11 protein-coding genes are annotated in these 15033 nt (G+C 45.5%); 4 read left to right on the top strand and 7 right to left on the bottom strand.

Annotated elements, in window-relative coordinates; translation table 11 throughout:
• Window positions 1–28: 28 nt before the first annotated feature.
• The gene (gene bcp, locus FGL37_RS09780; protein WP_028071907.1) at window positions 29–499 is read left to right on the top strand and encodes a thioredoxin-dependent thiol peroxidase; all 471 of its coding nucleotides are present in this window, start codon (window positions 29–31) and stop codon (window positions 497–499) included.
• A 32-nt stretch (window positions 500–531) separates the two neighbouring features.
• The gene (locus tag FGL37_RS09775) at window positions 532–2001 is read left to right on the top strand and encodes a glycine--tRNA ligase (RefSeq protein ID WP_028071906.1); all 1470 of its coding nucleotides are present in this window, start codon (window positions 532–534) and stop codon (window positions 1999–2001) included.
• Window positions 2002–2160: 159 nt separating this feature from the next.
• Here the strand turns inward: FGL37_RS09775 and FGL37_RS09770 are convergent, their stop codons facing one another.
• The 6 genes from FGL37_RS09770 to FGL37_RS09745 all read right to left on the bottom strand — a co-directional run bounded on the left by FGL37_RS09770 (window position 2161) and on the right by FGL37_RS09745 (window position 12034).
• Window positions 2161–3603, bottom strand: coding sequence for a hypothetical protein (locus tag FGL37_RS09770; protein ID WP_028071905.1), 1443 nt, complete (start codon window positions 3601–3603; stop codon window positions 2161–2163).
• A gap of 76 nt (window positions 3604–3679) precedes the next feature.
• Complete coding sequence (locus tag FGL37_RS09765; protein WP_037534319.1) at window positions 3680–5398, bottom strand: M64 family metallopeptidase; 1719 nt, start codon at window positions 5396–5398, stop codon at window positions 3680–3682.
• Between the two features lie 163 nt (window positions 5399–5561).
• Window positions 5562–6422, bottom strand: coding sequence for a helix-turn-helix domain-containing protein (locus FGL37_RS09760; protein WP_028071903.1), 861 nt, complete (start codon window positions 6420–6422; stop codon window positions 5562–5564).
• 210 nt (window positions 6423–6632) lie between these two features.
• On the bottom strand, window positions 6633–7868 hold the full coding sequence (locus FGL37_RS09755; protein ID WP_028071902.1) for a DUF4369 domain-containing protein: 1236 nt from the start codon (window positions 7866–7868) through the stop codon (window positions 6633–6635).
• Window positions 7819–10161, bottom strand: coding sequence for a glycoside hydrolase family 95 protein (locus FGL37_RS09750; RefSeq protein ID WP_037534316.1), 2343 nt, complete (start codon window positions 10159–10161; stop codon window positions 7819–7821). The genes FGL37_RS09755 and FGL37_RS09750 overlap by 50 nt, the downstream gene beginning before the upstream one ends.
• Window positions 10151–12034: an alpha-L-fucosidase gene (locus FGL37_RS09745; RefSeq protein WP_028071901.1), complete on the bottom strand. Its 1884-nt coding sequence runs from the start codon at window positions 12032–12034 to the stop codon at window positions 10151–10153. Before FGL37_RS09745 ends, FGL37_RS09750 begins: the two co-directional genes overlap by 11 nt.
• A gap of 411 nt (window positions 12035–12445) precedes the next feature.
• On the opposite strand from FGL37_RS09745, the gene FGL37_RS09740 reads away from it, so the two are divergent.
• Together FGL37_RS09740 and FGL37_RS09735 are read left to right on the top strand one after the other, a co-directional pair.
• Window positions 12446–12934 carry an META domain-containing protein gene (locus FGL37_RS09740; RefSeq protein WP_028071900.1) on the top strand — a complete coding sequence of 163 codons (489 nt, stop codon included), beginning with the start codon at window positions 12446–12448 and terminating at the stop codon, window positions 12932–12934.
• 163 nt (window positions 12935–13097) lie between these two features.
• The gene (locus tag FGL37_RS09735; protein WP_028071899.1) at window positions 13098–14270 is read left to right on the top strand and encodes a trans-sulfuration enzyme family protein; all 1173 of its coding nucleotides are present in this window, start codon (window positions 13098–13100) and stop codon (window positions 14268–14270) included.
• Window positions 14271–14398: 128 nt separating this feature from the next.
• Here FGL37_RS09735 and tpx read toward each other — a convergent pair whose 3' ends face one another.
• Entirely contained in the window at window positions 14399–14899 is a 501-nt protein-coding gene (tpx, locus tag FGL37_RS09730) for a thiol peroxidase (protein WP_028071898.1), read from the bottom strand.
• Window positions 14900–15033 lie beyond the last annotated feature (134 nt).

Genomic DNA, 15033 nt, shown 5'->3' with positions numbered 1-15033 from the left:
ATCTTAATAGGCTAAATAGATCATACTTATGGCAACACTAGAAATAGGACAGCAAGCACCAGATTTCAGTGCAAAAAATCAAAATGGCGAAACCGTCCATCTCGCTGATTTCAGAGGAAAAAAAGTTATTCTATACTTTTATCCAAAAGACAACACTCCGGGCTGCACGACAGAAGCTTGTAACTTTAGGGATAACTATCAATCTTTAAAAAAAGATGGATATGAGATCATCGGTGTCAGTGTGGACAGTGAAGCCTCACACCGCAAATTTATTGACAAGCACGAACTGCCTTTCCAGCTCCTCGTAGATGAGGACAAGAGCCTTGTTGAAGCTTTTGGGGTGTGGGTAGAAAAAAACATGTACGGCAAGAAATATATGGGTACTGCCCGGACGACCTTTGTGATCGATGAAAACGGCATCATCCAGCATATCATCAACAAGGTGGACAACAAGAATGCCTCACAGCAGATCCGCGATTTAGCGAAATCACATATCTAAAATCTAAATACTAATATCTATATTTGCCACTTATGAGCAAACAGACAGACGATTTTTTCAAAAGTGTAGTATCACACGCGAAGGAATACGGTTTTGTATTCCAATCAAGCGAAATATATGACGGACTAAGTGCCGTTTACGATTATGGTCAGCTAGGTTCAGAACTTAAAAATAACCTCAAGACCTATTGGTGGAAATCGATGGTGCAGCTGCACGAAAATATAGTGGGTATTGATGCCGCGATTTTCATGCATCCCACAACCTGGAAAGCTTCAGGACACGTCGACGGGTTTAATGATCCCATGATCGACAATAAAGACTCGAAAAAACGTTACCGTGCCGATCAATTGATTGAAGATAAGATTGCCCGTTATGAAGCCGATGGCAAGACAGCGGAAGCAGCGGCGCTCCTGGAAGCACTGAACACTGCTTTGAATGCTGATGACCTTGCAGGCTTAAAGTCAATCATAGAAGAACACAATATTGTATGCCCGGTTTCAGGCACCAAAAATTGGACTGAAGTACGTCAATTCAACCTGATGTTTGCTACACAGATGGGTGCCATGGCAGATGGCGCAGATCAAGTGTACCTTCGTCCGGAAACCGCACAGGGTATCTTCGTCAACTTCCTGAATGTTCAGAAAACTGGCCGCATGAAAATTCCGTTTGGTATCGCCCAGATCGGTAAGGCGTTCCGTAATGAGGTCATTGCACGTCAATTCATTATGCGCATGCGCGAATTTGAACAGATGGAGATGCAATTCTTTTGCCGCCCGGGTACAGAACTGGAATGGTACAACAAGTGGAAAGAGACCCGTTTAAAATGGCACCTGGCGCTAGGTTTTGATCCGGCCAACTACCGCTATCATGACCATGACAAGTTAGCGCATTACGCCAATGCAGCAGTGGATATCGAATTTAACTTTCCTTTCGGATTTAAAGAAGTGGAAGGTATCCATTCACGTACAGACTTCGACTTAAAGCAGCATCAGGAATACTCGAAAAAGAAAATGCAATATTTCGATCCGGAGATCAATCAAAATTACATTCCATATGTCATTGAGACATCCATCGGATTAGACCGCCTTTTCTTGACCGTGCTATGCAACTCACTGGTACAGGAAGATCTTTCCACAGCGGACAAACAGGATTCGCGCGTGGTATTGAAATTTCCGCCGGCACTGGCGCCGGTGAAAGCAGCGATCCTGCCTTTAACGAAAAAAGACGGCCTACCTGAAAAAGCACGTGAAATCCTCAATACGTTAAAACTGGACTTCAATGTCCAATATGACGAAAAAGATGCCATTGGTAAACGTTACCGCCGTCAGGACGCGATCGGAACACCCATCTGCATCACCGTTGATTACGATTCATTGCAGGACAATACCGTGACCATCCGTCACCGCGACAGTATGGAGCAGGAGCGTGTCGCAATTGCCGACCTGGAGAGAATCTTACATGATCTTGCGGGATGGAATACCTTATTGAAAAAATTGGTATAACTCTCGTTTGTCAGCCATAAAAAACGGCGGTCCATGCAAGTATGGACCGCCGTTTTTTATGGAAAGTATGTGTTCTTTTACAACGATCAGAAATAACCTTCAATGGCTTTTCATTGATGCTGTAAGTGAAGACATGAACGTTTTGTTGGGGCACCAACATCAGTAGTCGACCACCACCGCATCCCGCCATTTTTCATTTTTGACCACCTGAAACCCCTGCGAAGCACCGACACCTTCCAGCAGCTTACCTCTGAACAGGATCTGTACATTGTTGCGGATTGCGCTTCCGAGTTCAAAAACACGTACGGCTGCTCCGTCTTTGAATAGGGTCAGTTCGTATTTGATGGGGACATCTTGTGCTATATCACCCATGAATTGGTGAAAACGGAAGGTCTTGTTTGTCACACTAAAGCCGGGAACGAGACGGAGGACTGTCTGATCCTGCTTATCATTTGCTGCAGACGCGAAGGGATAATATTGAAATGCGGCATGGAGTTGACGGATATGGATGCTATCAATCCGGCTCAGATCTTCGGAATCTAGGCTCTCGAATTTAATTTCGCTGTAAATCCGGTCCACTGTCAGTACACGGTCGATCGACTCTTTCACTTCAAACGTATCCCGGGCAGCAAATATTTCGGCTAGCTGTTCATGGAAGGGGTTTGACACAGCCAGACTTCTGATATCGTTTATTGTAGACGGAAAGATCAACGGATCTGTCGAATTTTTGACAATCAGACTGAAGTAGTATGCCCCCGTTGGCAGAGCGACATCGAATGACTCTTTGGCACTGAGGGAACCTGATTTGACCAGCATTTTTGTCCCAGCATCAAAAATATGATAGTAAAGCTTGCTGGGTAGTATAGACTCGTCGGTAGCGCCTATGATTTTCAGGTTATCCATTTTGAAAGTCCCAGTATTTTCATTGTAGCTATTTCCCACCGGCCTATTGCCCTCAAACAGCGCAATTTTTAACCAGTAGGAGGCCGTGGCGGAAAGTTCAACCGCCGCGAGAGACTGGGTAATGGAAAACTTTGCTGTCGTTGTCAGATCTATGGGATAATGTAAAGTGTCGGTTAAGGGCCTAAAGGTATTTCCCCTATCAGTAGAATAGCTGAGCACCAATGCCCGCGGTCCGGTTCCGGAGCTGTTTGCATCAAATGACAGCTGGCTCAAAGCCCTTATACCCGATGCGGGGATCTTGATCAGAATCTCTTTCGCACCTTTGAAACTAATGGCTTTTCCTGTATTGGGCCACCCGGCCACAAAACCGTAATCGGTTTTACCGTTGTTGTAGTCGATCAGAGCGGCATCGTCTAGTGCAGCGGTAGGTGCGGCACTGCTATTGTCAAAATCCCAATGATACAACAACTGCTCTTTGTTATCATTTTGGGAGTTGGCGGCCAGTTTAGAGTGGCCGGACTGTGTTTTTAACGGTGTTACAACCGTTTCAAAATCCTTGATCTTGAATTTTACTGCATGCGTTTTTTCAATGCTTTCATCCGGAAGTTTTGTGTTTTTCTTACAAGATGGAGCTACGGCTAAAATCGAGATGCATAAGCATGAAAAAGCACCCCAAGTCAACCTGGATCTTTTTTTCATAACTATGAATGATTTATAAGTTAATTAATCGGCAGTATAAAATTAACAAAGCCAATCCATTAAACTTAAACTGTCACTAAAAAGTTACCTCGAAAAGTTCACTTTTACAGGTGCTTATCTTGTCTACCTTCTGCACATATACTTTCCGGATTCCCTTTGACCAAGGAAGAGTAAGTTTATCGTTTCTTCCTGTCGGACGGACGTATTCACCGTTGAATTCATCCCATTCATAGATTGGACTGCCGTCTGCCTGTAGCCAGATGTAATTGTAACGGTCTTCCGGCTTTTCGTTGACGCTCAGTCGGACAACATCTTTCTTTTTGTCGATTTTCACCCTGATATCTTTTGGCTTATCCAGCGGCGGCAATGTCTGGAGTACCACGCGTGATGATGCAGACCTCTTACCTTTCCAGAGCGCCACCACACTGTAGGGTCTGCTTGTTTTGAGATGCTGGACAGAAATGTTCTCACCCATTCCGGCCGGACTTTCGCTCAACGCATCGTACCACTGGTATACAACTCCCGCGACTGGTTTTCTGATGCTGAGCACTTGATCGCCACCGTAGCAGGTTTCAAGCGTATCTGCCCAAGCCGTGAGGGGTGGCTTAAGATCCAGAGCTACTTTTTGATTCAATCTCCACACAATAGAGTCCCTGTGATTCACATATTCAGGGTTGCGGAGCAGATCCGTGGTATCTTGCACAAGTACTTTCAATGTATTCTCTCCCACAGTCATCATCCCCGGATCCAAATAGATGGAATCCCTATCACGGGCTATGACCTCATTGTTTAATAACCAGGTCGTTCTAAATGTATTGGGCGAGGGTTTAGCAAGACGCAGTGCAAATTTCTGGACGCTGTCCAACTGTAATACGTTATTCAATACTGGCCGGACAGCAATGAAAGGACTGGATTTTCGTTTGATGGCCGCCACAAATTGCTCCTGACACACCGGACAGAACGGAGCGATGAGATACTGCATTTTACAATACTCATGTGGTCTGAACCAATTGGAAGGCGACCCTTTGCCGCCATAAGAATAGATTCCTACCCCATCTTTGCCCAGCCAGTACTTCCAGGGCACACGGTTAGGGTCTGCCGACTGCGAGCGGTTGACGGATTCTATCGCATACTGATTTCCAGCCCAATATTCATCTGCCAGTTGTGCAAATGAATGGCCTATTTCATGCACGGCAATATCATTGCTTTTGAAGTTGACAGTCGATGTGGCCCATTTCCCTCCTGAACCACCATAAAATGGTGAATTGACCAAGACTACGACCTGCGTGTAGTTCGGGACATGGGTCTTCAGCACTGCTTCAATCGCATCATTCTTTTGTGGTACGACCAAGCGATGCAGCCCACCGTTGTCAAAGCTGCTGCCAAAAATTGTGTTCGGATGACTGACCGGAACAGCATGGTCCCTTGTGAACTTATTATAGCGTTTAGGATATTTGCTGAGATCTGTCGCACCGTGCACACAGTCACTGGCTTTGCAGTCGTGTGTGGCCCCCGATTCCGCAGATATCGTCCGGATGGCAAAAACATTAAAGAAGTTGCTGTATTGCTTAAAGGGTTCTATCGAGAAAAAGTAGTTCGTAAATTGCCTGGCATCTGCGGCATAGTCATCCAGTTGCTCCTTTGTGTAACCGTCACCTACGATCACAAGATTAACCATATGCTTGTCCGTTCCCTGAAATTGTAAGGTGTCGATTCTAAAAATACCGGACTGCGCCTTAGCCTGTCCAAAAATGCCTAGCAGCGCAATAAGCAACACAAGTAGATGTTTATTCATGACAGCAATAATCGTTAGCCCTCAAAAATAGCATTTTAGCACTGCAAACATTAAAACTTTATTGATGACTGCTTCTCCGATATTATCAAAGCACAGAACTGCTAAATTTTTAGAAAGGCTACGGTTGCTTCAAGCTACCAGTTTCTGAAGAGCCGACAGTTCATTAGTCGCGCATGCGGTGTTCATGGACATACTCACTTGGTGAGAGTTTTGTGATCTTCTTGAATACCCGGTTAAAGTTGACCACATTATTGAACCCAGTCTTAAAGGCAATGTTGGAAACGCTTTCCGAGGATTCGTCGATCAGCATCTTACAGGCCCGCTCAATCCGTATCTCATTCAGAAAAGTCACATAGGTCTTACGTGTATGCTTTTTAAAATACTTACAGAACGCATGTGGTGTCATATGGGCAACAGCCGCAATATCTTCAAGGGATATTTTATCTCCAAAATGTTGAAAAGTATACTGGAAGATTTCGTTGATACGTAGTCCTTCTGCATCCGAAAATTTCTTTTGCGGGATACCTGTATATAGAGATGTCCACTGATCCACTTTTTTGCTCAGGAAGTTGATCAGCTTCACAAAAGATAATAATCTATCGATACCGGCACTGTCATTGATCTGAATAAACCGCTCTTTCAATGCAATAGCATGTGCAGCGTCCAATTTCTTACTCACACTGATGTGTTCCAGAAAATATTTAACATCGTCAAACTCGGGAAAATCCAGAAAAGATTTAAAATGTGCATAATCGAAGAAGATGTGAATGGCGTGAATGCCATCTTTTATGTCTTCGGCAGTCTTGAACATATGTGGTTCGTCCGCATCCACGATATAGATCTCATTCTCCTCAAAGCTGTGGGTGAAGTTACCGATCATAAAAGTTCCCCTGCCTTTTAAGATATAAGTCAATTGAATCTCTTTATGCCGGTGATAATTGCTATAGAAGGAAGGCAAGATGTCCTCTTGTACACAAATTGAGCCTTGGTAAACTACCGGAACTGTAAACTGAACAACTTTCATCGCTTGTAGAATAACAAATATTAAACTTTTATGTCAAATATAACGATTTTTAAGACAATAAAGGTTAATTACTTCACTATTTATCCTACCGGACACGATAGCCTCATTTTTTGCGTCGGCGCGGTCGCAGTCTACCGAGTCTTTGCTGGACCATCTCCATGGTTTATAACTGGTGTAGCCATGCTATCAGACGATAAGTCGCTCAAAGTGTCAATGCTTATTCAGAAACTCCCTTACCTTATTTATGAACTGCGGTAAGGCAGGATCTTCACCGGCAAGTGACAAGATGCGGCGTGTCTGCGGATCAATCCACAGATAACCTGGCGTGCGGTCCACACCGAAGTCCTGTTCCATTGCCGCCCGGTCATTGGCATTTAAATAATAATTATGCGGCCCCAGTCCTAGCGAAGCGCTGGCTTTGGTCCAGGTATCCATATCGTTATCCAAAGAAAAATAAATCACCTCTACACCCAAGGCGCGCAGCTGCGCTTCCTTTTTGTGCAGCTGCGTCATATCAGCCACACTGTATTTGTTGGATGCCTTCCAGAATGCAGCGATCAACATGCTGGCCTTGGAAAATTCCATTAGTCTCAGGGAATCCCGCTGCACATTCATAGGCATAATGGACGGAAAAACTGGCATGTTCTCATAAAAATTCTTTACGCGGTCGACTTTCTCCCGTGCAAATTTATAATAAGGGTGTTGCTGCAGCGTCGCGTCGAACGCTTGCAATGCAGCGTCTAATTTTTTAAAATTGTCCTGGTCGACAGTGACGTATTTAAAGAAGTAAGGTAGAAGCAGTGACCTCCGGTGTGCGCTGTCGAGAATAAAATGCACATATAAATTGCGCAAATTATACGGTTTGATGCCGGATAGACGATCTAATTCATCAACAGTCTTCTCATAAGATCCGTCTTTGCGCGCGGCCATCTCCGGGAGCTGAGCCTTTAATGCACCGATCTTACTGATTCTTTTGTCCGTGTTCAATTTTTCCTCTTTCTCACGCTGCTGATATTTTTCTGTGAAGCGGACAAAGTCCATCGCATCACCAGAGGTGGTTGTTAAGGTAAACAGGCCGTTATTTTCTTTTAGATTATACGTTTTGTTGGTCTCCAGAAACAGGGTATAAGGACGTTCGTCATCGATACGGACGGCATAAAAACCGGCCATGCTCAGTTCCCCCTCCAGGACAAATTGACCATTGACGACCTCCGCTTTTGTAAATTGCTGCTGGGAGTTGTCTGCGTTCAGCAGCATTACTGGGCTTCCGTCGGCGGCAGTTGTTTGTCCTATTATTTTATAGGAGAAGGTTTTGAGCAGATCTTCTGCCCCGTCACTGTCCGTCTGCTGGGTGCAGCCTATCGTACCCAAAACAATAAACAGAAGATAAAAATACCTAACGAACTTGGTAGTTCCTGTAGGCTCCGTTTTCGAAGATGCGAACATGTCCTCTTTTTCCTTGTATGTTAAGCTTTGTAATTTTCCCGTTTTCCCAGCTCATGTCAACCGTATAATTCCCGCGTGCCTTAAGCCCTTTCACCTCTCCTTTTGCCCAGGCTTTGGGCAATGCAGGCAGCAAATGGATATAGCCGTTGTGACTTTGGATCAGCATTTCGGCGATGCCGGCAGAGCCACCGAAGTTTCCGTCAATCTGGAACGGTGGATGCGCGCAGAACAAGTTGGGGTAGGTACCGGCTCCCTCGCCCTGGTATGTTGTCTCATTCGCGAATGCCGGCTTAAGCAGTTGCCGAAGGATTTCCAAGGCATGATCACCATCCTGCAGCCTTGCCCAGAACAGAATCTTCCAGGCCCTTGACCAGCCCGTGCCTTCATCACCACGGACAGCCAGCGTCTTGCGTGCTGCTTCAGCCCAGTCGGGCGTTGTCTGTGGTGATATGAATGCTGCCGGATAAAGACCATAGAGATGCGAAACATGACGATGTGTAGGTTCGACCTCTTTATAGTCCTCCAGCCACTCCTGTACCCGTCCGGATGAGCTGATCTGCACAGGTGGAGGAATGTCCTTTAATTTCCGCTTAAGCGTACCCGCAAAATCATCTTTTATAGCGAGAACAGAGTCTGCCTGGATTACGGCCTCGTACAATTCACGAACGATCTGGTTATCAATTGTCGGTCCCATCACCACCGATGCTCTCTTTCCGTTGGACATCAGGAAAGCATTTTCAGGCGAAACCGAAGGCGAGGTCACCCACCACCCCGTCTTCGGATCCTGAACCAACGTGTAATCATAAAATTGCGCAGCTCCACGGAGTATCGGATATATTTCTTTCAGGTACGCTTTATCACCAGTAAAAAGATAATGTTCCCACAGGTGGTTGCATAACCAGCCCGAGGCTGTACTCGCCCCCCAGGAGGCCTGTTCCCCGGGAGCTGAATAGCCCCAGATGTTCGTCATCATATAGACAACCCAGCCCGGAGCATTATAATAAGCTTTTGCGGTTTTCTCCCCCTCTTTTGCAATGCGCTTGATCATGGCAATGAAGGGCCGGTGGTATTCGCTGAGATTGTTGACTTCTACTCCCCAATGATTCATCTGCGCATTGATATTTAGATGGTAATCGCCGTTCCAGGGCGTATTGATCTGATGGGCCCATAAACCTTGAAGATTAGGAGGAAGGGCCTGCGCGATTTTGGGTGCCGTACTTGAAATATTCAAATATCGTCCATATTGGTAATAAAGTGCGGCAAGATCTGGATCCTGTGCGGGATCTTTATAAAAATTGGCGATACGAGCATTGGTTGGCTTATCTGCATTCGTCCTGTTTCCAAATAAATTAAGCGAAACCCGATTAAAGATTCTTTGATAGGCTGCCAGGTGATTTTGCAACAGCTGCGGTTCATTTTCTCGCATTGCGTCAGCCATCGTCATACGCACGGTCGACAGCGGTTCACTGCCATAATAAGAAGTACTTGCTGTGAAATAAATCGTTAATTTACCACGTGCGGAGACCTGCAACGTATGACCTTTTTTATCGATCTGCAAATGGTCACCTTTTACTTTGACGAGACCGGCAAACTTTAAGTTTGTTGCCCCCTTGCCATCGGGCAATGCACCTTGGATCAAGATACCATCATCCAATACGGTATAGCTATCTATATGCTCTTTGCGTTCGAGGGTAATCTTCAAGGTCTGTAGAGCGGGAGTATCCTGACTGACCTGGATAACCCCAACATTTTTATTGAAAGCGGTGTAATACTGTCGCCGGACGGTACGTCTTCCTACGCGGAATGTCGTCTGGGCAATAGCTGTTGTCAGATCCAAAGAACGCCTGTAATCTGTAATGGCTGCTTGCGCAGGCAAGTCGTAATCTAACAGCAGATCGGCAAACAGCTGATAACAGCCATAAGGAACGGTAGCTCCGTTTCCAAATCCAGACCCTTTCCCTTTGGTCACAAAAGTTTCGTTGACAAGCTTTTCGGCTTCATCATTTTTGCCCGCTTTCAATAGCGCCTGAATGGCCCCCACATTTTTATATGCCTCGTAATTATTGGGATCCTCTGGGCTTCCCGACCACATGCTGATCTCATTCAGCACGATTTTTTCCGAACGGGGGTCACCATTCGGCATCATGCCGATCTGTCCATTGCCCAATGGCAGCGTTTCTTCCCAAATTTTGGCAGGCTGGTCATACCAAAGTCTAAGCTGCTTTTGCTGAGCGATCAGCAGGCTGGTCTGGCAAATGCAGACCAGCACAAACGTCAGAAGTTTATTTAGCATACAGTTCAAGTTCAGCAATGGTCAGCGCATTGCCTTCGATAAATTGTTTCGGTTCAAATCGGATAAATTTGCCTTTGCCATCGGTCTCAAAAAACACTTGCTGCAAAATCGGATTTGCCTTGATATTGGAGAATTCGCCCTCTTTAACTGTTTTCCAATTTTTACCGTCCGTACTTGTCGAGATCGTATATCGTGTCGGAATACCTGCCGTCTGACCATCCTGCCTCGGCATAAAACCAATGCCAGACACAGGTGCAGTAGATTCGATAGTGATTATGCCGCCATCTCCGATAGTCGCAAAAGTTGCCGGCTTACCATCGGACATCAAAGTTCTATTATCTGATTTTCCCGTCCTCACATTAAACCCCTTCAGTTTTTTTATTTCCTTACTGTCAAAGGCAAACGGTTCATCATATTCTTTGAAGAGGCCGAAATCGCTCAGCGTGATCGCAACCGGTGCATATACATGCAGTTTTAACCTCGCCGTAGTAATAGGCTGATCGAGCTTAATCAACCGGTTGGCGCCGATGCTTGTCGTCTTTGCCAGAGGCTTCCAGGCATTGTTTTCCCACTGTTCAATGGTGACGCTGTCGATACGCTGTCCCAACTTAATATTTTCGCGCAGCTGGATAAGATCAAATGTCGCGGCGGACTTCAATGCGATTTCGAGTGTGGCATCCGTCTTCGTATCATCCGTGGCCCAGTAACTATAGCGGTCCTCATCCGTGATAAAGGACGTCCCGTAGATTTTAGCGTCGCCATTTCGGGTATTTGAGGCTGTGACTGTAGCTCCTTTCGCCAGATTGTTGCGAAAGGTTTCTTTCACTTTTTTTCCGAATGCATGCAAGGATTTGACATCGTTTTCATGCAGGGTTCCTGAAGGCATTGGTGCTAAACCAAGGTTCATACAAGCACCTCTGCCCACTGATTTGAGATAGATTTCAAACAGTTGGCTGGGAGTTTTTACGCGGCTATCCTGTTCTTGGTGATAGAACCAGCCCGGGCGCTGTGGCACATCACATTCTGCCGGAATCCAGTACTTCCCGTTACGGTCTCCTGTCTCCGCATTATGCGATTCGGTAGCTCCCGGCACGGCGACTTTACCGTTGAGACCTATAGGTGTAAATGTCGCCCAGGAGGTCTCGGCCGCATAGCCCTTTTCATTGCCTACCCAGCGCATGTCGGGACCAATATCAGAGAAAATCACGGCGCTGGGCTGTAGTTTACGGACGATTGGCCAAGTTTTCTCATGCCATTCATAATATGTTGTCCGATCAATAATCCGTTTGCCCTCCTGACCGCCATAGTAACCATCGCCCCCATTGGCACCATCATGCCATGAGGTGAACAATGGGCCATAGCTGCTCATCAGTTCGGTCAGTTGCTCCCGATAGGCATCTGCATATGCCGGAGTACCGTAACGCTCGTCATGTCGGTCCCAGGCAGACAGGTAAACGCCAAATTTCATTCCGTTTCGATGCGTAGCTTCCATAAATTCCCGTACCATATCACCTTTCCCATTTTTCCAGGGTGACGACGCGATGCTATAGGAGGTGGTTTTGGTCGGCCATAAGCAAAATCCATCGTGGTGTTTGGCAACACTGATCAGGCCCCTAAAGCCGCCGGCCGCTGCTGCTTTTGCAATTTGATCAGCATCAAATGCCGAAGGATCAAACAGGGAAGGCTTGGCATCACCATAGCCCCATTCTTTATTCTGAAAAGTGGTCGGAGTATAATGTATCAAACAATAGGTTTCCATTTCCTGCCATCTTAGCTGGCGCTCGCTTGGCAATGCCCCATAGGGCGCCAGCGTATCGGCCTTGGCAGCTGTGCTGCCTGAAAGTAAGATAGAGGATAACAAGATTGTCAACATAGTCTATATTTATATACTTAAAATTAGGTTGTAAAGCTCTAATATAAGAAGTTTTACCCAAGGATGTATGTAACATTTGCGCGGCGGGAGGCTGCAAAATGGCCGCAAATACAGCTCTCAGACCGACAAAAGCGTGTAGTCGTCTTAATCAATCGATTGCTTAAAACGTGAAGAAAATCCCAAAGGCTGCTTCTGCCGCACGGCTAAAAGATCCATTTTTTTAAATAATATTTCCATTCACACGAAATATAGGCAAGTTGACCAAACAAAAAACACCCATTTGTTATTTTAAGGAGATAAAGAATTCATGTGCATGCGGCAATAATTTGAAGTGCAATCAAGGCAAATTGGCATGATAATTATAAGTTATAATGCACAACAAAAAGAGTGTTCATATATGACTAGATGATTATGAGAGGAAATTTAATGATTTTAGCAGTTGCATTGGCCTGGTCAACAGTTGCCTGCAACACAACCGGTAAAAAGTCGGAAGCCACAGGAACTGGCGATACGGCTACCATGGTTCAGAAACCGAGCGTCGTCGATAATGCATCATTGGACGGCACCTGGGAGCTCAAATCCCTGACGACTCCCGAAACGGCGGGCAAGGAATTCAAGGACTTATTTAAAGACAAAATTCCTACACTGACATTCACAGCCAAAGACCACAAGGTGGAAGGCAACAATGGCTGCAATGGTATCGGCGGCACATATGAAAGTGAAAAAGGCAATTCCATCAAAATCGGTGATAAACTGGTATCAACCATGATGCACTGCGACAATGCGGCTTACAACGAATTTATGAATGGCCTGAAATCTACGACAAATTTTGATGTTCGGGACAATGAGCTGACTTTCATGTCCGGCGATATTGTCGTGATGCAATTTACCAGGAAATAATATCCCTCACGCTGGATAAAAAAGAGGAGCCGTTGGCTCCTCTTTTTTGTTGTATAGTTGACCATTTCTTCGGAACCGCAAAGGCCCTGCTTTTTTCATAAAATCAAGTTATTTAAGGCCGACCTATACCATTTTAAAATTTCATCTCGTAACTTTACACATCATGAAACAAGATCAATCTAAAATCATACGCGAACAAGTCGACCGTTCAGCACTTCGCGAGCATTCGACTCCTTTATATCTCACTTCGAGCTTTATCTTTGACAGCGCAGAACAGGGTCGGGCCATCTTTGCTGAAGAAGAACAGGGCATGGTCTATTCCCGCTATGCCAACCCCAATACGACCGAATTTATCAACAAGGTCTGTATCCTGGAAGGAGCTGAAGCAGGACTTTCCTTCGCGTCCGGCATGGCGGCTGTATTTGCTTCCTTTGCCGCCATTATCGAAAGCGGAGACCATATCGTTTCTTCAAGGGCTATCTTCGGATCTACGCATCAATTGTTTACACAGCTGTTTCCGCGCTGGGGCGTCACGACTACCTATGTTGATGCCGCCAACCCTGAGGAATGGGAAAAAGCCATACAGCCCAATACAAAAATAATCTTCCTGGAGTCGCCATCGAATCCGGGACTGGAGCTGGTAGATCTAGAATGGCTGGGCAAGTTCAAGGAAAAATATCCAAATATTATTCTTTCCATTGACAACTGCTTTGCGACGCCCTATCTTCAAAAGCCAATTCAATACGGGTTTGATCTTGTTATCCATTCGGCAACCAAATATATGGACGGCCAGGGGCGTGTCTTAGGAGGCATTGTTGTCGGCAAGCAGGAGCTGATCGACAAATTAATGTTCTTTATCCGGCATACCGGACCTGCCTTGTCGCCATTCAATGCTTGGATTATCTCCAAAAGTCTGGATACGCTAGGGATCCGTATGGACCGGCATTGTTCCAATGCCCTGGCACTGGCCCAAGCTCTGGAGCATCATCCCGAAATTGAGGATGTCAAATACCCGCTCTTACCCAGCCATCCCCAGTATGAACTGGCCAAGAAGCAGATGAAAGCTGGTGGAGGTATCGTCACCTTTGTTGTCAAAGGAGGCTTTGAGCGCGCCAAAGCTTTTGTGGATCAGCTTGAGATGATCCTATATACATCCAATTTGGGAGACTCCAGATCCATTGCTACACATCCAGCTTCGACGACGCATTCCAAATTATCCGAAAGCGAACGTTTGAACTTAGGTATACAGCCGGGCAGTATCCGCCTGTCAGTTGGTCTGGAAGACCAGGAAGATATCATCAACGATATTCTACAGGCGCTAGAAAAAACAAAATAGATAAAAAAAGCGTGCCATCCCATTTGTGGAGCACGCTTTTTTTCAAGAGTGTTATTTTTTTATTTGCTAGTAGAGCCCTAGGCCAATTTCCATTTCTGCAGGATGCCTGTGGGCTATAAGCCTCCTATTTAACGCAACGAAGCAATAGCCGCAGCGTAGTTAGGCTCATCCGCAATCTCCGCCACTTGCTCCTCATACAGTACTTTACCGTTTTCGTCCAAGGTGATCACCACCCGGCTCAACAGCCCAGCAAGAGGTCCATCCGCAATTGCTAATTGATAAGCATCCGAAAAGTTGGAGTCTTTGTATTCCGACAAAGTGATCACGTTGTTGAGACCTTCGGCTGCACAGAAACGTCCCTGTGCAAAAGGAAGATCTTTCGAGATGCATAATACCACTGTATTGTCGAGTTGAGATGCCTCTTTGTTAAAAGCACGTACAGAAGCCGCACACGTTCCTGTATCAATACTAGGAAAAATATTTAACACAACTTTTTTCCCTTTGAAATCTGTAAGAGATTTATCCGAAAGATCACCTGCAGTTAATTTAAAATCAGGAGCTTGCTCGCCGACCTGCGGCAGACTGCCTTTGGTATTCACTGGATTGCCTTTAAAAGTGATTGTAGCCATATAATTTGATCATTTAATTTTTAGTATCCTTGCACTTAAAGGTACGAGCAAAAAAAATATTACACAACATTTATTAATTTTAGTCAAACATTTATTATGTTAGCATTGTATTTTAAAGAGAATGTTAACCAAAA

The sequence above is a fragment of the Sphingobacterium thalpophilum genome (assembly GCF_901482695.1).
Taxonomy (GTDB): domain Bacteria; phylum Bacteroidota; class Bacteroidia; order Sphingobacteriales; family Sphingobacteriaceae; genus Sphingobacterium; species Sphingobacterium thalpophilum.
This window is presented reverse-complemented; position numbering and strand designations above follow the sequence as displayed.

Bases quoted from the DNA above. Each gene is read 5' to 3' on its own strand.
- bcp (WP_028071907.1), top strand. From the start codon at position 29: ATGGCAACACTAGAAATAGGACAGCAAGCACCAGATTTCAGTGCAAAA.
- FGL37_RS09775 (WP_028071906.1), top strand. From the start codon at position 532: ATGAGCAAACAGACAGACGATTTTTTCAAAAGTGTAGTATCACACGCG.
- FGL37_RS09770 (WP_028071905.1), bottom strand. From the start codon at position 3,603: ATGAAAAAAAGATCCAGGTTGACTTGGGGTGCTTTTTCATGCTTATGC.
- FGL37_RS09765 (WP_037534319.1), bottom strand. From the start codon at position 5,398: ATGAATAAACATCTACTTGTGTTGCTTATTGCGCTGCTAGGCATTTTT.
- FGL37_RS09760 (WP_028071903.1), bottom strand. From the start codon at position 6,422: ATGAAAGTTGTTCAGTTTACAGTTCCGGTAGTTTACCAAGGCTCAATT.
- FGL37_RS09755 (WP_028071902.1), bottom strand. From the start codon at position 7,868: ATGTTCGCATCTTCGAAAACGGAGCCTACAGGAACTACCAAGTTCGTT.
- FGL37_RS09750 (WP_037534316.1), bottom strand. From the start codon at position 10,161: ATGCTAAATAAACTTCTGACGTTTGTGCTGGTCTGCATTTGCCAGACC.
- FGL37_RS09745 (WP_028071901.1), bottom strand. From the start codon at position 12,034: ATGTTGACAATCTTGTTATCCTCTATCTTACTTTCAGGCAGCACAGCT.
- FGL37_RS09740 (WP_028071900.1), top strand. From the start codon at position 12,446: ATGAGAGGAAATTTAATGATTTTAGCAGTTGCATTGGCCTGGTCAACA.
- FGL37_RS09735 (WP_028071899.1), top strand. From the start codon at position 13,098: ATGAAACAAGATCAATCTAAAATCATACGCGAACAAGTCGACCGTTCA.
- tpx (WP_028071898.1), bottom strand. From the start codon at position 14,899: ATGGCTACAATCACTTTTAAAGGCAATCCAGTGAATACCAAAGGCAGT.